The sequence below is a fragment of the Aquimarina sp. TRL1 genome, assembly GCF_013365535.1.
Lineage (GTDB): Bacteria > Bacteroidota > Bacteroidia > Flavobacteriales > Flavobacteriaceae > Aquimarina > Aquimarina hainanensis.
In genome coordinates this window covers 4,300,287-4,323,861 of the sequence record NZ_CP053590.1, presented here as the reverse complement: position 1 = coordinate 4,323,861, position 23,575 = coordinate 4,300,287, and the positions used below count along the sequence as shown (strand labels likewise).

At 34.4% G+C, this 23,575-nt stretch carries 21 protein-coding genes; 16 read left to right on the top strand and 5 right to left on the bottom strand.

Features of this window, described 5'->3' with window-relative positions; genetic code table 11:
* Positions 1-115: 115 nt before the first annotated feature.
* Entirely contained in the window at positions 116-535 is a 420-nt protein-coding gene (locus HN014_RS17750; protein ID WP_176030188.1) for a hypothetical protein, read from the bottom strand.
* A gap of 296 nt (positions 536-831) precedes the next feature.
* On the opposite strand from HN014_RS17750, the gene HN014_RS17745 reads away from it, so the two are divergent.
* The 15 genes from HN014_RS17745 (at position 832) to HN014_RS17675 (ending at position 14,399) form a co-directional block, all read left to right on the top strand.
* A complete protein-coding gene (locus tag HN014_RS17745) occupies positions 832-1,812 on the top strand; it encodes a M12 family metallopeptidase (protein WP_176030187.1) in 981 nt (326 codons plus the stop codon).
* A 351-nt stretch (positions 1,813-2,163) separates the two neighbouring features.
* Positions 2,164-2,895, top strand: a complete 732-nt coding sequence (locus HN014_RS17740) for a helix-turn-helix transcriptional regulator (RefSeq protein WP_176030186.1) — start codon at positions 2,164-2,166, stop codon at positions 2,893-2,895.
* 108 nt (positions 2,896-3,003) lie between these two features.
* The gene (locus tag HN014_RS17735; protein WP_176030185.1) at positions 3,004-3,708 is read left to right on the top strand and encodes a transglutaminase family protein; all 705 of its coding nucleotides are present in this window, start codon (positions 3,004-3,006) and stop codon (positions 3,706-3,708) included.
* Between the two features lie 188 nt (positions 3,709-3,896).
* The gene (locus HN014_RS17730) at positions 3,897-5,111 is read left to right on the top strand and encodes a retroviral-like aspartic protease family protein (protein WP_176030184.1); all 1,215 of its coding nucleotides are present in this window, start codon (positions 3,897-3,899) and stop codon (positions 5,109-5,111) included.
* Between the two features lie 30 nt (positions 5,112-5,141).
* Positions 5,142-5,882 carry a class I SAM-dependent methyltransferase gene (locus HN014_RS17725; protein WP_176030183.1) on the top strand — a complete coding sequence of 247 codons (741 nt, stop codon included), beginning with the start codon at positions 5,142-5,144 and terminating at the stop codon, positions 5,880-5,882.
* A 14-nt stretch (positions 5,883-5,896) separates the two neighbouring features.
* Positions 5,897-6,202: a DUF1330 domain-containing protein gene (locus HN014_RS17720; RefSeq protein ID WP_176030182.1), complete on the top strand. Its 306-nt coding sequence runs from the start codon at positions 5,897-5,899 to the stop codon at positions 6,200-6,202.
* A 61-nt stretch (positions 6,203-6,263) separates the two neighbouring features.
* Positions 6,264-7,226: a S9 family peptidase gene (locus HN014_RS17715; RefSeq protein WP_176030181.1), complete on the top strand. Its 963-nt coding sequence runs from the start codon at positions 6,264-6,266 to the stop codon at positions 7,224-7,226.
* 157 nt (positions 7,227-7,383) lie between these two features.
* Positions 7,384-8,349: a hypothetical protein gene (locus tag HN014_RS17710; RefSeq protein WP_176030180.1), complete on the top strand. Its 966-nt coding sequence runs from the start codon at positions 7,384-7,386 to the stop codon at positions 8,347-8,349.
* Positions 8,350-8,669: 320 nt separating this feature from the next.
* Positions 8,670-9,167: a hypothetical protein gene (locus HN014_RS17705; protein ID WP_176030179.1), complete on the top strand. Its 498-nt coding sequence runs from the start codon at positions 8,670-8,672 to the stop codon at positions 9,165-9,167.
* A 186-nt stretch (positions 9,168-9,353) separates the two neighbouring features.
* The gene (locus HN014_RS17700) at positions 9,354-10,241 is read left to right on the top strand and encodes an alpha/beta fold hydrolase (RefSeq protein WP_176030178.1); all 888 of its coding nucleotides are present in this window, start codon (positions 9,354-9,356) and stop codon (positions 10,239-10,241) included.
* The gene (locus HN014_RS17695; RefSeq protein WP_176030177.1) at positions 10,228-10,725 is read left to right on the top strand and encodes an RNA polymerase sigma factor; all 498 of its coding nucleotides are present in this window, start codon (positions 10,228-10,230) and stop codon (positions 10,723-10,725) included. The genes HN014_RS17700 and HN014_RS17695 overlap by 14 nt, the downstream gene beginning before the upstream one ends.
* Positions 10,722-11,315: a hypothetical protein gene (locus tag HN014_RS17690; RefSeq protein ID WP_176030176.1), complete on the top strand. Its 594-nt coding sequence runs from the start codon at positions 10,722-10,724 to the stop codon at positions 11,313-11,315. The genes HN014_RS17695 and HN014_RS17690 overlap by 4 nt, the downstream gene beginning before the upstream one ends.
* Positions 11,316-11,614: 299 nt before the next feature.
* Entirely contained in the window at positions 11,615-12,061 is a 447-nt protein-coding gene (locus tag HN014_RS17685) for an energy transducer TonB (protein ID WP_176030175.1), read from the top strand.
* 18 nt (positions 12,062-12,079) lie between these two features.
* Positions 12,080-12,820: a LytTR family DNA-binding domain-containing protein gene (locus HN014_RS17680; RefSeq protein WP_176030174.1), complete on the top strand. Its 741-nt coding sequence runs from the start codon at positions 12,080-12,082 to the stop codon at positions 12,818-12,820.
* A gap of 103 nt (positions 12,821-12,923) precedes the next feature.
* The gene (locus HN014_RS17675; protein ID WP_176030173.1) at positions 12,924-14,399 is read left to right on the top strand and encodes a nitrilase-related carbon-nitrogen hydrolase; all 1,476 of its coding nucleotides are present in this window, start codon (positions 12,924-12,926) and stop codon (positions 14,397-14,399) included.
* Positions 14,400-14,552: 153 nt separating this feature from the next.
* Here the strand turns inward: HN014_RS17675 and HN014_RS17670 are convergent, their stop codons facing one another.
* Positions 14,553-16,088 (bottom strand): SusD/RagB family nutrient-binding outer membrane lipoprotein, encoded by a 1,536-nt coding sequence (locus HN014_RS17670; protein WP_176030172.1) that lies wholly within the window; start codon positions 16,086-16,088, stop codon positions 14,553-14,555.
* A 14-nt stretch (positions 16,089-16,102) separates the two neighbouring features.
* Entirely contained in the window at positions 16,103-19,207 is a 3,105-nt protein-coding gene (locus HN014_RS17665; RefSeq protein WP_176030171.1) for a SusC/RagA family TonB-linked outer membrane protein, read from the bottom strand.
* A gap of 303 nt (positions 19,208-19,510) precedes the next feature.
* Between HN014_RS17665 and HN014_RS17660 the strand changes: the two genes are divergently transcribed.
* Positions 19,511-20,086, top strand: coding sequence for a PepSY-associated TM helix domain-containing protein (locus HN014_RS17660; protein WP_176030170.1), 576 nt, complete (start codon positions 19,511-19,513; stop codon positions 20,084-20,086).
* Between the two features lie 5 nt (positions 20,087-20,091).
* Here the strand turns inward: HN014_RS17660 and HN014_RS17655 are convergent, their stop codons facing one another.
* Complete coding sequence (locus tag HN014_RS17655) at positions 20,092-20,907, bottom strand: hypothetical protein (RefSeq protein WP_176030169.1); 816 nt, start codon at positions 20,905-20,907, stop codon at positions 20,092-20,094.
* Positions 20,908-21,003: 96 nt separating this feature from the next.
* Positions 21,004-23,568: a hypothetical protein gene (locus HN014_RS17650; protein ID WP_176030168.1), complete on the bottom strand. Its 2,565-nt coding sequence runs from the start codon at positions 23,566-23,568 to the stop codon at positions 21,004-21,006.
* Between the last annotated feature and the right edge of the window lie 7 nt (positions 23,569-23,575).

The window sequence follows — 23,575 nt, the reverse complement described above, 5'->3', positions numbered from 1 at the left end:
TTAACTAACTTAATATATCAACAAAATAACAACTTTATAAGTTCTCACTCAACGTGTATTCGTATTCTAAAGACAGCTTCTTTATCACTAAACTCACTAACTAAAAATAATATCTTTATTCAGAGAATTTATTAGATAATTCCTGTAATTCTTTTCCTTTAGCCATCATGTATTCAGTGAATTTCTGTACATCATCTCCAGATAGGTTTGCAGTTAATTCCTGAGACTTCGTTGCTAATTCCTGTCCTTTTTCTCCCAAAGCTCCTAAAGCAGTAACATTTTTACTTTCTGCTGCTTTTCTGTATTCTGCTATATACGCTTCGTATGCCTTTACATATTCCTGTACTTTTTCATTACTAAAACTAGGAACATTAGTTGCAGCAGTTTCTTCTTTCTTTTCCTCTTTCTTCTCTTCTTTTGTTTCCTCTACTTTTTCAGTTGTAGTATCTGCATTTTCTGTTTTAGCTTCGTTCTTACAAGACGTAGCAAATACTACTGCAACGATCAATGCTAAGTTTAATACTGTTTTTTTCATAATATTTAGTTTCTTTTTAGATGGTATATAACCGTGATTTATATTAACAGTGCAAAGATGATGGATCCTTCAGGATGTCAAAACACCGAATTAAGTGAAAACGCATTACCCTGTTTTCAGGGTAGTGCATTTATATCTTTCTAACAAGAATCTCCCAAAAAGGTTATACACAACAAAAAAAGCTGTTAACTATTCTTAAAAACCCCATCAAAATCACAAAAAGCAGTTAAAACGAAGTACGTGTAAAATATATTTTATCCGGGACGTTTTGACAATACACAAACTTTACAATAATTATGAAAAAAACAAACCTGATGAAGGCAGGCTTTATCGCTTTGCTTTCTATTTCACTGTTCAATTGTGAAAAAGACGTCGAATTCCAAAAAGACATTCAAACCAACGATTCTAAGAGCTTACACATTTGTATGGAAAAGTGGGACACCGCATTAAACACGAAAGCCGCAAGTACTAAAAATGTACAATGGAAACCAGGACAAACCATTCGTGTAAAATTCTTAAACGGAAACAGTTACGTACAATCAAAAGTAAAAAAATATGCAAAAGAATGGGAAAAATATGCTAATATAAAATTTGATTTTGTCGCAGCTTCCAGCAATGCCAATATTAAAATTACTTTTAAGGAAGGTGCCTATGCCGATGATGCCGGATCCTGGTCTTATTTAGGAACAGAAGCAAACTACCAAAGTCGTAGCATGCACTATGGATGGTTTAATGACAATACTTCTGAAGAGGATTTTAGAGCCACCACAATTCATGAATTTGGACATGCGCTTGGATTAATCCACGAACACCAAAACCCTGTTGCAGAAATCAACTGGGATAAAGAAGCTGTATATGCCTACTATGCGGGACCACCAAACAACTGGTCAAAAGCAGAAGTTGATCATAACCTATTCAAACGTCATAGTAAAAACTCTACTAATTACAGTACCTATGATCCAGAGTCTATTATGCACTACTCTATTTCGGCTAAGCATACGTTAGATGGTTTCTCAGTAGGATACAACTCCAGATTATCTGCTACAGATAAATCATTTATCGCCTCTATTTATCCGGGAAAAGACATAAACCCAGGGAATTCTTGTGATGGGATACCTGTTTGGAGCATATTTACGTCCTATAACATAGGGGATAAAGTGCAACACAAAGGAAATCTGTTTGAAAAAATTCCAGGTGATTGGAAGCTTCTGGGACCTTGTGACAATAGTGGTTCAACTACCAAAAAACAAGATAACATCATCTATCCAGGATCATAAATAAACATATATTCTTAACCTACCCGGGGTAACTTCCCCGGACTAGTACTAATTACTAGTTATACAATTAAAGGAGTGCTTGATGATTCAAGGGCTCCTTTATTATTAATTCACATATTTTCAAGGAATTGACAGATCTTTTTTTTAAAGTTTCGAAAGGATATAATTTGGTCAGTATACAATGGAGTACACAATCAACCTGATAAAGTAAAAAATACGATGTAAACTATCATTAACAAAATAGACTTCAGTAAATTTTCTGGATACCAGCATATGATACTTTATAAAAATATTTTTTAAATTCGAAATCGCTATAGGTGCATTCATCTCTATAATAAGATAAAAAATACGATGTTTCATTTTGAAAACAATTATGGCTTATTTGTAGGAGCTTTAACTACCAATGAATTTCATAAACATTATGCATTACAGCTAAGTGTTTCTACACATTCCAATATGCGTATGACTAGAAAAGGAGCATCGCAAACCTACGCAGACTCTTTTTATATAACTTCTAATACATTACATCAGTTAATCAGCCCAGAGCCTCAGTTAACCATACTAATTAATCCCCTAAGTCCATTAGGGCATCAATTCTATTTGAATTACAAAACATTAAAAGTTACTTCTCTGGAGTCTTCTCTTAAAAAAGAATTAGTTCATATTCTTCACCGTCTACAAACAAAAAAAATAACATTCGACACATTCTGTTTACATATCAAAAATCGCATGTATCAATACCAATGTGATTGTGAAGATCAGTATCATCCAAAAGATGATAGAATTCGTAACACATTACTTCTTTTTGAAGAAAATTTTGAAAAAATATATAGCCTGGAAGAAATTGCCGAACTATCCAATCTATCAACTTCCCGGTTTCTTCACTTGTTCAAAGATGTTACAGGTCTTAATTTCAGAAGGTATCAACTCTGGAATAAAATGATCAAGTCATTACCATATCTGATAACACATTCTATAACTGACACAGCACATACATTTGGTTTTACCGATAGTTCGCATTATACGAGAACATTTAAAGAAACATTTGGAGTAACTCCTAAGTTTATGTTTCAAAAAGAATAGCCAGTTTATACAATTTTAAATTTAGATTCCTTCGCAACTTTGCCCGGTAATATGAATAAAAGTATTATTCATCATATCTGGTAATCTATTCCTGTAAAGCTAAAAACAATGAAGAACTATCTAAAAGAAACCAAAATTCTAAATTATTCGAACCTGCATATACAACAGCTGATAAAGAATCGCAATTGGAAGGACTTAAGTACGGTAAAAAGAGTAAAAGCTATTTATAATTACGTAAGAGATGATATAAAATTTGGCTATAACAGTGCTGATGATATCCCTGCTTCAGAGGTTTTAAAAAACGGATATGGTCAATGTAACACAAAAGCCAGTTTATTAATGGCCCTCCTACGTGCAACTGGAATTCCTAACAGAATACACGGATTTACTATTGACAAAAAATTGCAAAAAGGGGCTTTAAATGGTATTTGGTATGTCCTTTCGCCTAGAAATATTTTACATAGTTGGGTAGAAGTATACTTAAACGAACAATGGTACTTTCTAGAAGGAGTGATTCTGGATAAGGAATACATAAAAAAACTACAGAAAAAAAACAGTCAATGCAAAACTTCCTTCTGTGGTTATGGAGTGGCTACAGATAATTTTGAAAACCCACCCATAGAATGGAATGTAAACAATACGTATATTCAGGATAAAGGAATCAATCAGGATTTCGGCACATTTGATAGCCCGGATGAATTCTACACTAAACATCAGCAAAAATTGAATCTTTTTAAACAATTCATTTTTCGTAATATTGTAAGACACAGAATGAATACAAATGTAGAAAGAATTAGAAGTGGATTATACTAATGATTCATGCCAGCAAAATAAGTATAAAACGAATCTATATAGTATACTGATTACCAACATACAATCAAAACATAAGTAGTTCCTGCCCTCTACCTACTAGTATATTGATATCGTAGCCAGATAGCAGAAGTATTACTATTCATGTAATTAGCGAACCTATTAGTATATAATAAACGTTTAGTACATCTATGAAAAAAACAATATCATTCTTGTTTGTTCTCTTATTTCTATCGGGTTGTACCGCCTTGAAAAAACTAAAAATAATAACACAAGGACGTGTCACGAATACTAATTATCTGGACGAAATCCCATTTGATTATTATAGAAATCTCATTTTTATAAAGGTTAAGATCAATAACAGGGCTTATAATTTTTTATTGGATACTGGTTGGGACCTAACAGCAATAAGCCCTGAAATACTCAATGATATTTCTCTTCAAAATACCGGAATTACTAATATTACCGAAGACGCTGCTAATAAAACGGAAGATTTTGAATATTTACTTCTTGATACGATATCTATTGGAAATGTCAATTTTAAAGAGATCGCAGTATATGCTAAAGATTTTTCGCACTTTCAGAAAACCCTTGGTTGTATCCGGTTAGATGGGGTAATTGGTAACAATTTAATGAGACATGCAAAATGGCAAATAGACTATAAAAAACAGATCATCAAGATCACGGACGATATATCAAAAATTATAAGCGATACTTCACTAATCAATATCCCTTTAAAAACGGGTAATTATGGAGGAGCTGATATAGAAATTACTCTAAATGGTATAAAAAAAGAATTCACTTTTGATACTGGTTTTAATAGTAAGTTGCAATCTGATCATAAAACATTTAAAAAGTTAAAATTATCAGACAAACACTATACAGTAAAAAAAGGAATAACCGGTGTACAAGCTAATGGAGAAACGACAGGAACCAGTTATATATCATTAATAAAAAACGTAAATCTCCCGAATCTAGCATTAAATGATCAACTGGTTGTCTTTGAGAAAAACCAGTCCTCTTTGTTAGGTAATGGTTTTTTAAAAAATTATTTGGTAACAATTGACTGGAGTGATAAACAACTCTATCTGAACCCTATAAAAGAAATACAATCAGATACGCTACGAACATATCAATATGTTTTTGCTCCTGATTATGAGAAAAATAAAATCGTTTTTTACAACGAATATACAGAGCTGGAATCCTTTTTAAAATTTAAAAAGTCTATAGAAATATTAAAAATAAATGAAATGGATGTACAAAACCTTTCTAATACTGAACTATGTAAATTATGGAAGAAAGTAATCAAAGTACTCAAAAAAAATATCAATTTGGTCGTTCGGGATAATGGAATTGAAAAAAACATCACACTTTCTCTTAAACAACTTTTACCAAAAGAGCAATAAGTTTGTTAATCATCAGAATATATACAATAAATGAAAGATAATTTTTCTTTACAATCTGATAAGTATGCAGAATTTCGCCCTAAATACCCTGTTGCTTTTTTTGAATATCTGGATTCAATATGCGTACATCGAAAATACGCATGGGATTGTGGTACCGGAAACGGACAAGTCGGATATGAGTTGACAAAAATATTCGATTATGTTTTTGCTACGGATATTAGCCAAGCACAATTAGACAATGCTTTAAAAACTGACAATATAGAATATTCTCTTCAAGCTGCAGAAAAAACCAATTTTGACAATCAAGTGTTTGATTTTATTATTGCTGCGCAAGCTATTCATTGGTTTGATTTTGACAAGTTTTATTCTGAAGTATATCGAACTGCTAAAAAACACGCTATATTCTGTGTAGTTGGGTATGGCAAAATAAAAGTTTCTCCCCCAATAGATACACTTATCAACCATTTTTATACGATGATTATCGGACAATATTGGGATAAAGAAAGACAATATATTGATCAAAACTATGCGACGATTCCCTTTCCCTTTCATGAAATCCCCGCTCCGGAATTTGAAAATATACAGTATTGGTCATTAGCACACCTGATTGGGTATCTAAATACCTGGTCTGCTGTAAAACATTTTATCAGACATAATAATTACAACCCTGTCCTCAAACTGGAAATGGAAATACAACACTATTGGAAAAATAACGAAATTAAAAAAGTAACATTTCCGATACTTCTAAGAATAGGAAAAATAAACAGATAAAATTATAGAAACTTATGATTTACCTAACCATGATGATTTTTGTACAAGAAGGAAAAGAGGATATATTCCATCAGTTCGAAGAGTTTGCCATTCCTCTGTTGGCAGACTATAACGGAAAACTCATCTATCGTATCCGCCCCGACAAAAGTGCATATATTTCTTATCAGGAAGAAATCCCTTATGAAATTCACTTCTTATCCTTCGAATCAGATACAGACTTTAAAAATTTCACAAAAGACAAACGAAGAAAAAGCTTTTTACATCTCAAAGAGGAATCGATTCGTTACAGTTATCTGGTTAAAGGGAATAAACTTTCATAAAATATCATACGACTCTCCTTCGTCAATCATCCAAATAATATATTCTTCTGATCAAATGCATATGAACCTACATCATTTTTTTATATTCTTCTTGTTATTAATCCCATTTACACTTCTTTCGCAAACTCGTTTATACAATATATCTGAGGTTAAAATTACCAAGCCCTATGAACAAATAAGCCCGTTGGGAAAATACAGATATGATAGTCTATCCTATGAAATAGCAAGAAAACAAACGAACTATATTTTTGAAAAATTTAATTATACAAGTGATGACACGGAAGTCCAGGGGTTTTCTTGTATTCCCAAAACAACTTCTGGTACAAAAATTCCTGTAATTATTTACAACCGAGGAGGTACTGGAAATATAGGGCGTATCACAGAAGAAGATTTTCCTGATTTTTATGCGCTTGCTAAAAATGGATTTGCCGTATATGCATCGAATTACAGATATGTTGGAGCATCCGGTGCTAATGATCAGATTGGAGGTGATGATATCCAGGATGTTATTCAACTCTTTCAATCCATCAAAAACATTGATTTTATAGATGTTGATAATATTTTTATGGTAGGAGTTTCACGTGGCGGGTTAATGACCTATAAAAGCCTTACTCATATCAATGTTAATGCAGCGGCTGTCATTGGAGGTATTGCCGATTTTGAAAACCTGACGAATAAAAGACCCATATTCTTAACAGGGTGGACAGACCTATCCCAAGACTTAAATTATAAAGGTCTGGAAAATATTCTGCCCGATTTTATCCAAAAAAAGGAACAACATATACATGACCGTTCAGCAGTTAAATGGGCAGATAAAATCAACACCCCTCTCTATATATTGCACTCTCGTCAGGATGGCAGGGTACCAATAGATGGAACAATTGAACTCGTAAAAAAGCTAAATACATTAAAAAAAGAATTTCAGGTAAAAATTTATAACCAAAAAAGCCATTCTCTTCCCTATTCAAAATTTGATTCATTTGAAGAAATAATCCATTGGTTTAAAAAGTATATCAAACACTAAAAATACAGTAATACAATTAATTCCTGTAGTTGCAATACTTTTTAAAAAAAATATCCTCTGGATACACTATTTTTAGCCCCTTACAACTATTCAATATACTGATTGTTGGTTTTTATTATTAAAAACTAATACATTAAAAACATCAATACATATAAAAATGAAAAAAGCCTTATTGTTAATTATCGCATTTGCTACTGTACTAAAAATACAAGCGCAACAAGATCAATCTATTAATGGAGTTTTAACAATTAATAAGAATATATCACAAACAACAAATCCTTATTCAATTTTAAAATTGAAAACAAATAATGGAGTTTATGATAAAAATAATGGTCCGGCAATCGAGTTTTCAACAAATATAGGATTAGCTAAAATTGGCGGAGTCGATGAAAGGGAAGACCATACAGGTGCATACCAAGGTGGGCTTGTATTTAAAACAAGGCTACATACTCAAGGAAATGATTCTGGCTTTTATGAAAGGATGAGAATCAAAGCCAATGGTAATATTGGAATAGGAACAGTAAATCCACAAAAAAAGTTACAAATATCTAATAAAGGAGCGAGTACGTCAGATCAAACATTAAGACCAGAAAAATGGCAAGCAGGAATTGGACATGCGGATGGAACTGATCAGGGAGAAGTTTTAATTGGAACATATGGGAAACAACCTGCAATTCAAGGACACGGAACAGGTACTAGCTATAAATTATTATTAAACCCTTTTAATGGCAATGTTGGAATAGGAACTACGAATCCCGGATCCTGGAAATTAGCAGTAAATGGTAAAGTTCGTGCAAAAGAAGTTAAAGTAGAAACTAACTGGTCTGACTTTGTTTTCTATGATGACTATCAACTCCCTACACTTGAGCAAGTAGAAAAATATATTGCAAAAATGGGGCACCTAAAAGATATTCCAAGTGCCAAAGAAGTAAAAGAAAATGGAATATTTCTAGGAGAAATGAATGCTAAATTACTTCAAAAGATAGAAGAATTGACACTGTACACCATCGCCCAGGAGAAAAAGTTAAAAGAGCAGGCTACGAAAATAGAAAAATTACAATCTCTTAATGATAAATTTATCGAACTACAATCGAAATTGGAAAAATTAGAAACCAAAGACTAACTTAATTAAATGGGAAAATTTCATAAACTTATTTCTTAAAATAAGAAATATCTCTATTATCAAACATAGTTCTCCTATACTGGAAACTATGTTTGATGTATAAAATTTACATATTCAATTTTATCTTCATGTGTAGTCTATATAAATACTTCTTCTTTATCCCAAAAGATACTATTACTATCAACTACTTCTCTCACCTAGCCCTATAAGAAAACAAATTATTAGTTTTAAATAATTACAAATGCAACATGATTGCATTTATGTAAAATGTTATGTATTTTCGCTATCCGATAAGCCATGAAATAGTAAAACCTTATTTGATGAACAAATCCTTATACTTTATTTGCCCTACGGATTATCTGGAGCCCGTCATTAATAAGACTTTCAGGCATAAAAAATACTATTATGCCTCTCTTGGAAACTCTGTTTCTTTTGATGGTGCTACCATGAGAGAAATAAATACATTGATCAAAAATAAGGATGTTCGTAACATATCTTTTGTATTGTCAACGAGCAACCCTATTATCCAGGATGCACTTGGAAATCAAGAGTTTTCTCACCTAAGAGGTGTAAAAAATGTATATAATGAAATAAAAAAACAAAAAGAACACTCTAAAGCACTAGGTCAAACGGTTGATCCTAACTTCTGTATTCTTTCCTACTATCTCAATCATAAAATAAAAGAACTACAGCATGAACTCAATAGTGTATTGAGAAATGATATAAAAATAAATGGAGTTGTTTATAACAAACAGGAAAATCGTTTTACCACTATATACACCAGTCTGATCTGCAGAAAATACTTCAGCTTAAATTAAAGAAAATCAGAATCTAAAAAATACAGAGAACTTTACAATTCTATGTAAACACAAATTATTTTAACTACAATAAAAAACTAAATATCAAATACTTATAAGAAATAATTTATTTTTTTTCTCAAAAGTGTAACAATTAGTATTGGTTTTTAATCAAAGGGATACGAAATACATAAAAACAATCGTATCATGACAAAATCAATAAACAATTTCTTCGTATTCATTCTTATTCTATTAGGAGCGCAAAGCCATGCTTTAGAAAAAACAGTACGCTACAATATCTCTGAACAACCTAATGCTATACAGATAGAAACCATAGGAGAAGGAAAACCAATGGTATTTTTACCCGGATTTACTACACCTGGAAGTATTTGGAAAGAAACAATTACCCATGTGGCATTAAATAGAAAATCGTACCTTGTTTCGTATGCTGGTTTTAATGGAATTCCATCAATCGAAATGCCGTGGTATACCAGTATCAAGAATTCAATCATTACGTATATACAAGAACAACAACTCAATGATATCATTATTATGGGACATAGTATGGGAGGAAATCTAGCGGTAGATATTGCTGCTACGTTACCAAATAAGGTATCAAAAATTATCATTGTAGATGCATTACCATGTATGCGCGAAGTAATGATGCCAAATGTTCCTGTAGAAAATTTAGTGTATGATAATCCTTATAATAAGCAAATGTTACATATGGATGATCAGCAATTTAAGAATATGGCAACCATGATGGCCTCTAATATGACAAATACAGCTCATAAAAAAGAAACGATCGCCAACTGGATCCTGGAAGCTGATCGTAAAACCTGGGTATACGGGTATACTGATTTACTAAAACTTGATTTAAGAGACACCTTAAAAAAGATAAGCTGTGAAACATTGATAATAGGTGCCTCTTTTCCTAATCTAAAAATAGCAAAGGAAAATTTTGAAAAACAATACACAAACCTATCAAACAAAACGCTCAAAATGGCCCCTAAAAGTAAACATTTTGTCATGTTTGATCAACCACAATGGTTTTATGAAGTTACAAAAGCCTTTTTAGCTAATGAGAAAAAGTAAAAACAAGTCTTTTGAGAACATATACCAGCAACACCACCCAATGGTGTTGCAAATGTGTTTAGGGTTTGCAAAAGGTGATAGAGATACTGCTAACGATTTATCGCAAGAGGTATTTATCCGCGTATGGAACAACCTGACAAGCTTTAGAGGAGCCTCTTCATATAAAACATGGATATACAGAATCACTGTAAATACCTGTCTGCAATATGTAGAAAAGGAGAAAAAAGCACAAACACTTCCCATACCGGAAATAGCAGATCGCACTTCCGGAATGGAAGCTGTAACAAATCCTAAAATATCAATGCTTTATAATGCTATTGGACAATTAAAAAAAGTAGATCGGTTAATTATTATGATGGTTCTGGAAAATCAGGATTATGCAAGTATATCTGAAGTAATCGGAATTAGCCCTGCTAATGTGAGAGTAAAAATTCATCGGATAAAAAAACGATTGGAAACCACCTTAAAAAAACAAGTAACATGATTCGCAATTTTGAAGAACTACAAAATAGCTGGGAAAGTAGTAAAAAAGAGATTACTTCTTCTGATGACAGCCTTAATAATCTATATGCCAGTATAAAGAAAAAAGAAAAAGAAAACTTTTTTTTCTATTACGGTACTATCAGTATTCTAACTATAACATTAATCGTTATTTCCTTGTTTTTCTACTATGTAGCTCCTGTTAAAGAATTACTAAGCAAAATAGGAGCTAGTCTTATGATCATAGGACTCTTGTTCAGAATTCTTGTAGAAGTAATCAGTATTTATAAAGCAAAACAAATAAACAGTCTTGATAAAACCCTGCAACAAACTGAAAATAGTATAGTCTTTCATCAATTCAGAAAAACAATCCATCAAGTAGTCGCTCCTGTTATTATTGTTTTATACACTTTAGGCTTTTATATGATTACCCCAGAATTTAGTCGTTATATAAGCTTTTGGAATCTTGTATTTATCGATGTGTCCTATGTAATAATGGGGAGTATCTTATTTGTTCTTATTCGCAGAGGAGTAAAAAAAGAAATGAAAATCATTGAAGAAATTATCGCATTAAAAAATGAAATCATTCAATAGAAAATATCCTGTAAAAGTCATATGTTGCCTTCTATTCTATAAAAATGGACTAGTGATAGAAACCCCCTTTATAGCTGCCACTATATAACAGTAAAAACTATCTCAATACAAGCACACAAAATGATCTTTAAAAAAATAGATGTACCTTGTTCCGAAACATCGATTGATTATTCGATAAAAAACAAAACATGAGGTAACACTTTCCTCCCCTATAACACATATAGTATATCTGGAGAATATTACAATGTATTCCTTCCGTAATTAAATTTTAAAATAAAAAATCAAAACCTGCGAATACAATGAAAAAACAACTATTCCCCCTACTATTCATATTTTCTTTATCAATATATGCACAAGAAGTTGAAGAAATTTATGAAGCTTCAGATGAAAAATATGAAATACTGGAAAATATTCCTTTCCGAATTGTAGCCCAAAAACCGGTCTTTCCAGGTTGCGAAGAAGAAGATAAAATCAAGTGTACCCATAAACTTATAAAAAACTTGTTTGATAACAACTTCAATAAAGAGTTAAAGACAGAGTTAAACCTGGAGAATACACAAAATATATTTGCTCAGTTTACCATTGATACATCAGGAAATATTGTTAATATTCAGGTACGAAGTCCCCATCAAAAAATAGACATAGAAACAAAGAGAGTTATCAAACTACTACCGGTAGCTACTCCCGGAAAACAAGATAATAAAGAAGTTACTGTAAAATATACATTGCAATATTCCCTGAATTAATCTCTGATAATAAGAATAATGAAGAAACTAAACCCATCGATCAAACACCACTTATTGATAGGGCTTTTTATCACTCTTTGGGGGTTTTTATTTGCCTTTATCATTAGACCCTTCGACGATGGGACATTAAACCTAGAAGCATGGATTAAAATCAGTATAGGATTTAATGCCGTTTCTTTTATTACTTATGGAATTCTAAGCATCCTACAGAATAGAATATATCACAAAATTAAAAAATGGAATATTGGTCTTGAAATAAGCAGTATTCTATTTTATTATATGCTGTATACTATCTGTAATTATTTAATATACAAAAGCCCATTTCTAAACGGAGGCTATAACTTTACAGAATTTTGTCTTAACATTACCTTGAAAGCTGCCTTTGTATTGCTTCCAATTGTATTGGTAATCCGCTATTATTCTATCAGGTTAATTCCAGTAAAAGAGGATACGATACTAATTAAAGGAGAAAATAAGCTTGATATTCTAAAAATCAAGCAGTCTGAGTTAATAAGTATTTCTAATGCGCAAAATTATGTAGAGATATTTTTTATACAGGACAATAAGCTCGCCTCTAAACTTATTCGTTCTTCCCTAAAAAAAATTGAAAACGATATTTTATTTTTAGTTAAAATTCATCGTTCTCACCTTATAAATCCCATGCATTTTAAGTCCTGGAAAGATGCAAACACCATCTCTCTTACCTTTATGGAACTGCCTGTTTCTAAAAATTATAAAAAGAACCTTTCTGAGATCTAATCATTCGTACCTAAAACGATAGGTTTTATACCTAACTCCTGAAAACATAAGGGATCAACCACTTTCTGAAATTATTTTTGTAGCAATCAAAAAAATATAAAAAATGAAGAAAGAGCATCGTTTCAAATTAATTTTCTTATCTCTATTAGTTCTAATTTCTCTATTCGCAAACGGAAGATTTGCATTGTTTTTTGCTCCATGGATTTCAACGACCATGTTGCTATTTGCCAGCCGTCGGTTTTCTCCAGTTCGCAGTTTCCTTTTTTCTTGGTTATTTCTGACAGCTACCTTCTCTTTCCAGTTCTATAATGTATTTCCCATTCCATTGCATTTCCATATAATAAGCATGGCCATACCAGCCCTTTTCTCTGCTTTGCCATTTCTAGTCGATATCTTATTTTCCAACCATCGAAATAAATTTATTCATACTCTCATATTCCCTATTGCTTCGGTAGTAATTAGTTATGTATATCACAAATACTATCCATATGGTAGTTGGGGGCATATTGCATATACACAAGAATCTCAATCAATACTAATACAATCGATCGCCGTATTCGGGTTAAGTTATATCACCTTTCTTATCGGTTGGTTTGCTTCTATATGTAATTGGATTTATCTACAACATTTTAATTCAAAAGCTATTAAGAAAAGTATCCTGACCTTTGGAATTGTTTTTATGATAACCACACTCTTTGGAAGCTACCGCATCTTATTTCAAAAAGCAGATTCAGATACTGTACGAATAGCATCGATATCACTGCTAAAAGAATATGCTATTTACGACAATGATTTATTTGGGTTAGCAATAGAAGGAGGGAAAGAAAAATTTAAAAAGCAATCTTCGGCATTACTTTCGAATCTATTTGAAAGAAGTATACAGGAAGCAAAAGCAGGAGCAAAAATTGTATTTTGGTCAGAAGGGAATGGTCTAGTACTCAAGGAAGATGAACTATCACTATACGTAACGGCCAGTGAAATCGCTAAGAAACAGGACATCTACTTAGGAATTGCTATAGGAGTCATTGATCAACACGAAAGCAAACCTTATGAAAACAAGTTTGTATTATTTACTCCCAACGGACATAAAGCGATAGATTATTGGAAAGGAATTCCTGTTCCAGGATTCGAAGCATCCATAAGCAATAATAAACAAGTAGGGATTCAGAAAACAGAAACCCCTTATGGTACTATCGGAGCTGCCATCTGCTTTGATATGGACTTTCCTCACTTCTTGAAACAAGCAAAAGGATCAGATATTTTATTAGCACCTAGTAATGATTGGAAGGCTATAGATCCAATCCATACAAAAATGGCCAAATTCAGAGCAATTGAACAAGGATTTAACCTAATTCGTCAAACCAGTAATGGATTATCTGCCGGTTTTGACTATACCGGAAAAACAATTAGTGAAATGGATTATTTTCAGGATAAAGGAAAAATTCTAATTACTCAATTACCAACTAAAGGAGTAACTACCATCTATTCTGTTATAGGAGATCTATTTATTGTAGGTTGCCTTACCTCCTTTATCCTCATCAGTATTGTTTTTAAAACACAATCCCCAGAAAAAGAATAGTTTTCACAAGTAAAGTACAAAAAATATTAAGCAGAAAATTATATATCTCTAATACCATAAACTAAAAGGAGCCTGTTACAGGCTCCTTTTTCAAATAATAAAAATTGTTTATTTCCCTCAATCCATAAGAAATCAAACAAATGATATTATTATTTATTCTTTATCCCACCATACTCGGGTTGTCAATATATCTGGCCCTTGTGCCTGTATAGCAGCATTGTAATTTTCTTCATTATTACTTTGCTCACTGGTAGAATAGGTCAATCTTCTGGGAATAGTTCCATTTGTTTCATTTCCTGGGTAGTTTACTGGAGTTAATACAGGAAACCCGGTTCGTCTCCAATTTGCAAATGCTTCATATTCATTAAGGAAAGTAGCTGCCCAATACTGGGTATTAATCTGTTCCAGAGCATTGGATGCATCAAAAGGATTCGCAGTAATATACCCTTCTATCGCTGTATCATTAATCACAGCATTTTCTCCATAAAGGGAAAGCATTTTCATAGCCGCAGCAACACCTTCTTCATAATGTACCTTCGCATCTCCCCCGGCTAATCCCCAGCGTACAGCTGCTTCTGCTAATAAGAATTTAACTTCTGCATAGGTCTGAAAGAACATAGGTGCATCCTCTCCGGTAATAATAGTTCTATTCGGCTCTGTATATGCAAAGGTATCAGTCTCTCCTGTAGCATCTTCCAGTAAGCCTGCATCCAATCCATTAGGAAGTCCTTTTTGGGTTGCCGCATCTATACGTTCTTCATAAGTTCTCAAAATATCATTTCCTTCTCCATCTTTTTGTCCGGTTTTCTCCGGCAGGGCTCCTAATATTTTCAAACGCGGATCTCCCGTAAGAAAATCTACAAATGTTTTGCTCATTCTCATATTTCCATCAGCAGTAAACACCTCTCCCAACCCATTTTTATTAATTCCTTCCGGTCCGGTTGTATGTGCTATATATGCAATATCTGCATTAGATTCCATAACTCCTCCTTGTATTGCTTTTGTCACCCATTGCTGAGCCCCACTGGGATCTACTTTAATCATTCGGAATCCAAGTCGCAACATTAAGGAATTTCCGAAACGTTTCCATGTTGCCAGATCTCCTTTATACATTAAATCCGCATCCCCAAACTCAGAAGTTCCCGATCCCAGATCCGCTACTGACTCTTCTAATTCTTTCAATAAATCAGCATAAATATCAGCCTGTCTGTCATATTTAGGCTTCAGAACTCCATCAATCACAGCTTTTCCTGCTTCACTATAGGGAATATCTCCGTATAAATCTGTCAACCTATGATAGACAAAAACTCTCATAATTCGAGTAATAGCCTTCATTTCTGCAGGTTTTTCTTCCGTATCAAGTTGTACCATCATGTCCTCCAGCGTCTTTACCGCATTTCCGTAGTAACGATCAATTAATGAAGAAGCATATCCTCTATTCCAAGTATATTTATCTCCAGACCAATACCCTGCTGTAGTGGCAAAATGCTGCATCATCGTAGAACAATAAATAAGATTGGCTCTCCAGTTTTCATAACGTTCTCCAGAAGTAAATAACTGTACTGAAGTAAGTTTATTGACTACACTTATCTGATCCGGTTTTGTAGGATCTACATTTAACTCTTCAAAACCTTTATCACACCCCCAACATGTCAGGATTGCAATGAATATATATATTGATTTTTTCATGATTATCTCTCTTTTTAGAAGGTAACTTGTAAACTCATTCCATAACTTCTGGTACTAGGTACTCCAAAATATTCTAACCCTTGAGCATTCCCTACATTATAAGCTGCTTCCGGATCGATGTTATCAACATTTCGCATCAGGTAAAATAAATTAGACGCAATAAAAGATACATTCACCTTGTTTATAAAGGTCTTTTCCAGGTATCTATTAGGTAATGAATAGCTTAAACTTACTTGCCTGAATTTGATAAAGTCTGCATCTTCTACAAATTGTTCTGCTATTCTACCGACTCTACTATAATACCTGCCTAAAAACTCAGGAGATACCGTCCTTGTAAAAGGAGCTCCTGTAGCCCCATCAATTCCCGATACGGACAGGCCATTTTCTCTTCCTTCAAGGGTTGCTTTATGTAATCCATTTGTGTAGGTAACAGTATTGGTTCCCGAGAAGATCTGTCCCCCAAATTTCCCATCTATTAAAAAACTTAAGGAAAAATCTTTATAGTTAATTGTATTACTCCAACCTAATGTCAGCGGGGGTACTCCTTCTCCTAATATTTTTCGTTCTCCCTCACGGGCTAAGGGAACCCCATCACTATCGATATCATAGATAATAGCACCTTGTTCATCCCGCTCATAAGAAACACCTACTATAACGCCTTGCGGCTGTCCTACTACTTGTTTGATTTCTACATTCTGTGAACGAGGCTGTCCCAGGCTAATTTCTCCATCAACTTCATTTGTAGCCAAAACGATTCCTTTATTATGCGCTCCATTGACTGCTGTTTTCCATAAGAAGTTATTGGTTTTTACAGGAGTTCCTGATACTAAAAACTCTATTCCTTTATTTTCTATTTCTCCAATATTGGCAATTGCCCGATCATACCCAGAAAAGACTGACGTAGAAACAAAGACGATATCATTAGTTGTATTGTTTTTATAATAAGCTACATCAAAGGATAAACGGTTATTAAATAAACGTGCATCAAGCCCTACCTCTGTTTCTGTTTTGCTAAAAGGAACCAATCCAAAATTAGGAACCGTTCCATTTGTAATTTTTCCCAGAGGTTGCCCCAAGTGTCCTTGTCCAAAAATTTCATAAGTAAGTGCTAATTGATATGCATCACTCGCACCTCCTGCTACCTGAGAATATCCTCCTCTAAGTTTTAAAAAGTTTACTGTTTCAGGTAGAGGAAACAAATCTGATAAAATAACACTTCCACTCACCGAAGAGTAAAAATCATTATTAGGCGTTGTTTTTCCTGGAAAGGACAAGGTAGAGAACCAATCATTTCTTCCCGTAAAAGTAAGGAATGCCAAATTATCATATGATAGTTCCACCGAACCGTAAACAGATCCTATTTTTCTCTTATTGTAGGTTCTGTTTCTGGATTGATTATTCGTATTTCCGATATCTTCCAAACCGGGAACAATAAAATCATTTCCTGATAAGCTTAAATCTTCTCGTTCTATCTGGTTACTGTTTATCCCGGCAAAACTTACCAGATTTATTTTTTCTCCGAATGTTTTGTCCACTCCAAGCATTAAATCACTATCAATCTGACTATACCTGATTTCTCTTTCCGTCATTCCTCCCAGTGGCTTATAAGCCGTTCCCCAGGGCTCTACCTCTGTTTTTTTAATAGTATAATGATCAACTCCCACACGTGCTAAAGTGTATAACCAATCTGTAATATCATAACGAATCGAAGAAGAAGCTATAATTCTATTTTTGACATCTTCATTTCTAAAATGATATGCCGAAAAATATGGGTTTTGTGTATATACATTCTGTGTTATTTGTCGTTCTGTAAGATCACTATTCACTCCTGGATTCATCAAGCGAACATCCACATTAGGTGACAGGTTCATCAAAGTATAATTGGCATTTCCAGGGGCATCAGATAATCTGGGACGATTCGTAACACTTTCCCTTATATATTTTACATTCACATTTGTCGTTAACTTCTTCGCCATTACAGATCCTACATTTAGAGAAAATGTCTTTCTGTTTAATCCTGCATTCGGCATCACATCTTCATTGGATAAATCAGAAGCTGAAAATCGATAATTAAGCGTTTCTGAAGCATTTGCCAGTGCAACCGTATTAATAAAGGTTGTTCCTGTTCTATAAAAATGATCCAGATTATTCCCTATATAAGAATACGGACGAGCTACTCCATCCCATTGAGGTACAGCTGTACCATCTAGTCTGGATCCCCAGGATGAAAAACCTATTTCTAATGCTTCTTCCTGATTACCTGGCTTTTCTCCTCTTCTTCCCTGTCCATAGGTCGTTTGAAGATCCTGCAAAGAAGTATCTACTCTATCAAAAGTAACAGCGCTACTCAATGTAACTCCCAATCCTTTTTGTTCTTTTCCTTTCTTCGTGGTCAATATGATCACCCCATTAGCTGCTCTTGATCCATATAAGGCTGAAGCTGCCCCTCCCTTTAGTACACTAATGGATGCTATATCATCGGGATTAATACTGGAAATTCCATCTCCCCCATCGGTTCCTCCCCACTCACCGGCAGATCCATTATTATCATTACTAATTGGAATTCCATCAACGACGTACAGAGGTTGATTCTCCTGTGTCAATGAACTGGAACCACGAATCACTACCCTACTGGAACCCGCTGCTCCTGTAGCATTTTGTGTGATATTAACCCCCGCTACTTTACCCTGCAACGAATTAATGGCATTGGTTTGCTTAATTGCCGAAACTTCTTCTCCTCCTACTTCGGTAAGAGAATACCCCAATGCTTTTGTTGATTTTTTTATCCCTAAAGCAGTAACAACCACTTCTTCTAAACTCTCCACATCTTCTTGCAAAACAACATTGACTGTACTTCTTCCATTAACATCAATTTCTTTGGTAGCAAACCCCATCATAGAAAAGACCAGTGTGCCGTCTCCTGGTGCTCCTATAGAATACTTACCATCAAAATCTGATAGTGCTCCGGTGGTAGTTCCTTTCAAAACAATGTTTACTCCAGGTAAGGGCACTCCTGTAACATCTTTTACTTTTCCCTCTATTATGTTTGTCTGTGAATAGCCTATACTACTATACAGCCCCAAAATACATAATAGAAAGATGGATAGGTTTTTAAACATACTTACTATTATTTAATTATTATTAGTTATTGTTAAATTAACAGGTCCTGATTTTAACCTTTATAAGTTCTTATTATTAGGAAAGGATCATAAATTTTTTCGACTAATAACTTCTCTTAAAAGCTAAAGGACTTCGGACTGCAAAATAACCGGATGCTTTCTTAATAAAATCCTAGGCAAAATTGAATTAACGCTAAAAAAGAGTTAAAGCTGTATTGATTCCGATAATTTCTAATAAAATTGTAGCCTGAAATAGCCTCTTATCTCAAAAGGGGGCTTTTAGAAATGAAAATGACGTAATTTATGACGGAGCAGTTAAGGAGAAAAAGACATGCCAAGGTATTAAGGTTTTTTAGAAAAGTACACCGCATCACAGGGCTTTTTCTTTTTATTTTTTTCTTATGTATTTCGATATCAGGTATCCTTCTCGCCTGGAAAAAACATAGCAATGGTCTTATCCTATCCGATACGTATACCGGAACCTCTACGGATTTTAAAGAATGGCTTCCTATGGAGACCTTACAACGCTATGCCTACAATACCATGAAAAAAACAGGATTGTATAATCCCTCTTCTACATTAAAACGTATTGATGTTAGAATACATAAGGGTATCGTTAAGTTTGTGTTCTCTAATTACTATGGAATACAGATTGACGGAGCTACCGGCGCCGTACTCCATATCGAAAAACGGTATGCAGATCTCTTGGAAGATATACACGACGGATCTATTCTCGATCATTGGATCGGAACTGATAATGGTATTCTAAAAAGAGTATATGCTACGATTATGGGAGGTTCTCTCTTAGTCTTTTGTATTACTGGTTTTTGGCTATGGTATGGTCCAAAAAGGATGAAAAAGCTAAAAAAAACCATATAAATCATTTATACAGATACTTTCCTTATATGCTCAGGTAGTATCGATTCCGTTTCTTCTCTGAAAAACAGGAAAGTCCTCTTCATTAAATCCTTATAATCTGTAGGAAAGTAATCCGACACTGGTATTGTAAAATACATAGTAACTGCAGGCGCTCTTGTCTCTGTAACTGCATCAAATCCAATATTTTTAAAGCGTAATCCTTTATAAGACTGCAATTGCTGTACCCCTGAGGCAGTCAGCAAAGGAGATATCCCTGCAATTACCCAATCAATTTTCGGGCGACTTGGGAAAGTAAGGTATACCTCATGTGTTATATCTCCTTTCTTCTGACACCAAATACCCAATTGGTCTTTAAACCCATCCTGTAATAATAACGAATCAAATATGGAATGCAAATCCGGGTGAATATGATCTCTTACAGCCGTTACCGGCAGACGATTAGAGTACATATAGCGTTGTTGCTGAAACGACTTCTCTTCTCTCCATCGATATGAATGTATAAATTGGGTTTCTGAATCGTGTATAAACAAACAGTTATCCTCAGAAGCCGCAACAGGTAACCGAAGTCCCTGGTACATAGCTGTAAACCTGCTATCATCATGAATATCAAGTACCGTTCTTGGAGTTTTTATAGTATGTAATAACTGCGTCAGGGATCTATAAGCAGGTTGTTGTTCATCAGGATAAATATACAAGGTAGGTTTATACCGTGGTCTGACAGTATTATGTGTTATTTTTATAGACCATTCCACCGCATGACATTTTTGTCGTTGAGATATTGTCGATAATAATTGAAGTGGATTGCTTAGTTCTAGCGACATATTGTATTCGTTTTATATATAAAATAGGTAATGAAGCAGGATGATAATATCATAGACTATTCAGGCAAGAAGTGTCTTGCCTGAATAGTACCAGGGCTAACTCCAGTGATCCCAATGGGACACGGCATGCCATATACTCTTTGCTGCATCAGCAAAAGCACCTCCAATAGATTCAAATGCATCTTTAATAGCGCTTTCTGCATATCCTGCTCCCTTGAGAATAGTATATACGGCATCAGGTGCTAATCCAAAAACAGTATTTAGTGCCTTGGCGGTTTCTTCTGCGCCAAACCCAACATATTTCAGTGAGTCAGTTACTACTGTATCTGATGCTCCAAATCCATCCTTAAGAGCACTGGCAATCACATCTGCTGGTGCAGAAAAAGCGGTTTTTAAACCAGAGGCGATCACATCCACCCCATATCCAGCTCCATGCATAATTGATGCTACCTCAGTCGCTGACTTGTCAAAAGCGGTTTTTAATCCCTCTGCTACATCTTCTACTCCACTTACAATGGCTTTTTCTACATAGCCTGCCCACTTAGAAGCATCCTTGATAATCGCTTCAAAAATAGAAGACACATTCCGTAATATATACTTCTCCACTTCTTTTATGACTGCAGAAATACTGCTAATATCAACATCCAGTTCAAACGGACCAAAGGAAAGATCTAATCCTTCAAAAGTAAAAGCTCCCTGTACCTTAAACACTATATCCGAAGTACTGGTTGTAATCGATAATGACAAACTACAGCCCGTATCCAGGTGTATAGACCCCAAATCAAAGCCTGCAATTGTTGGCAGTGGGATTCGCAAATCTATTCCATAGCTACAGCTGCCCGAAAAGTTATGGTAGTCCTGTAAGGTACAACTCATCTTTGATTGTAATATGGTCCCATAATCCAACTCGAAATGAATTCCTTCTTTGGAAATAGTCGCATCAATTTCTTCGCTTATAACCTCCAGTAAACTCACCTTAGCATCTAAAGTAAAATAAGGAGAAGACGAGGTACTCAACGTCATTTCAGGACCTCCCGCTTTGATGATCGTTTTATCAGTGGCAGCATCGATTACTTTTTTCTCTGCAGCTGTTTTTGGAATCGCATTATTAGGAATGGGAGTTCCACTGGCATCTACTTTAATACTAACTTCTTTTCCATCACCTGATAGCCTGAAAATTGAACCCAGAGAAAAAGGGTCCATCGTGATATCTCCTGATATTCCCGTATTCATATCGATATTCAGATAGCCATAGAACCCTAACCCAAATAAGTCCATATAACCACTAAAACCATATCCCATAGGAGCTAAAGAACCATCTGGAAGCACTACCGGTTCCATTGGATTTTCTGCCCACCTAAACGACAGGTCACTAAAGGATATCGGAAAATCGATTGGCACCTTAGTATCTGTGAATATGGTAATTACTTCTTCCAAACTCAAGGTAGGAACATAAAAGGAAAGGTATAATGGATTCGGAATTTCCTCTTCCATCTGACAAACAATAGCAAACTGATCATCGTTTAAACTCACTTGTTTGTCTTCTCCAATATGGAAGCTTCCATCCACTCCAATAGCAAATCCCGGAGGTTCGAAAAACAAACCTAATCCCACTCCAAAAGAATCGAAGTGCAATCCTTTAATTCCCGGAGGTGTTAACAACGTACTTTTGTTTCCCGAAAGTTCTACACCTATTTCTGCTTCGATGTTATCAATAGTCATTGCAATCTCTGCATCAATGGTCGGGCTGTTAAACAAAGTAAACGGAATATCTGCTTTGATTTCGAATACGACAAACTTAAACAGTGGATTAAGTGTTAATAATACGGTAGGTTTATCAATATCAAAGGTCTTGTTATCTTCTATTGGAATCTTAATCGATTCAAAACCGAATGTAAGACAGGTTACCCCAACGGATAACCCTGCCTTATAAATAAATTCTACGCCAAAGGTAACTTTGGTACTTGGCAAGAATGTAGTAATTCTATCGAGAACCCCATCTGCAAAGGTAACATCCGTAATGGTCAATACCCCTCCTATGAGAATGGCTTCTCCATTATCGGTACAGCTAAAATCTGAGATGGTTATATCCGGTAATTCTGATGGCCAGTCAAACCCCATATAGGTACACAAGCTGCTCAAACTGTACGCCTGTTCCTGTGGTGGTTTATCCTTAGTCTTGGGTGTTCGTGCCAAAGCTACCACGGCCAGCATATATGAGATAAAGGTACAACTCTTATATTCAGTAGTATTTTTAAAAAAAGTATTGACCTCGTCTGCTGTTGCTTTTCCTCCTTTAATGAGTTTCTGAAAACTCACTGATAAGGCATCATCAGGTTTCTTTTCTAATAAGGTAACAAAAGCCTGAGTTGCTGTCATGATATCGACTTCCTCCTGGGTCACCGTAAAGGTCTCTTCCGTATCTCCCATACTAAACACTCGTGTAATAGGCGTATACGTTTCATCAAAAATAATATAGGTAGATATTGGTCCGTGAATTGGCTCAAAAGACGCACTCTTATCAGATGACACTGACGTTATATCCGTCAGTGTTCCAAAATAGTTAGTGAGTTCTTTATTACTCGCATCTTCCTGAAATGCATCATACACTACAATATTTTTTGACAAATTATTCTGTATTGTAAGTTTTGGATATGCCATACTCCAT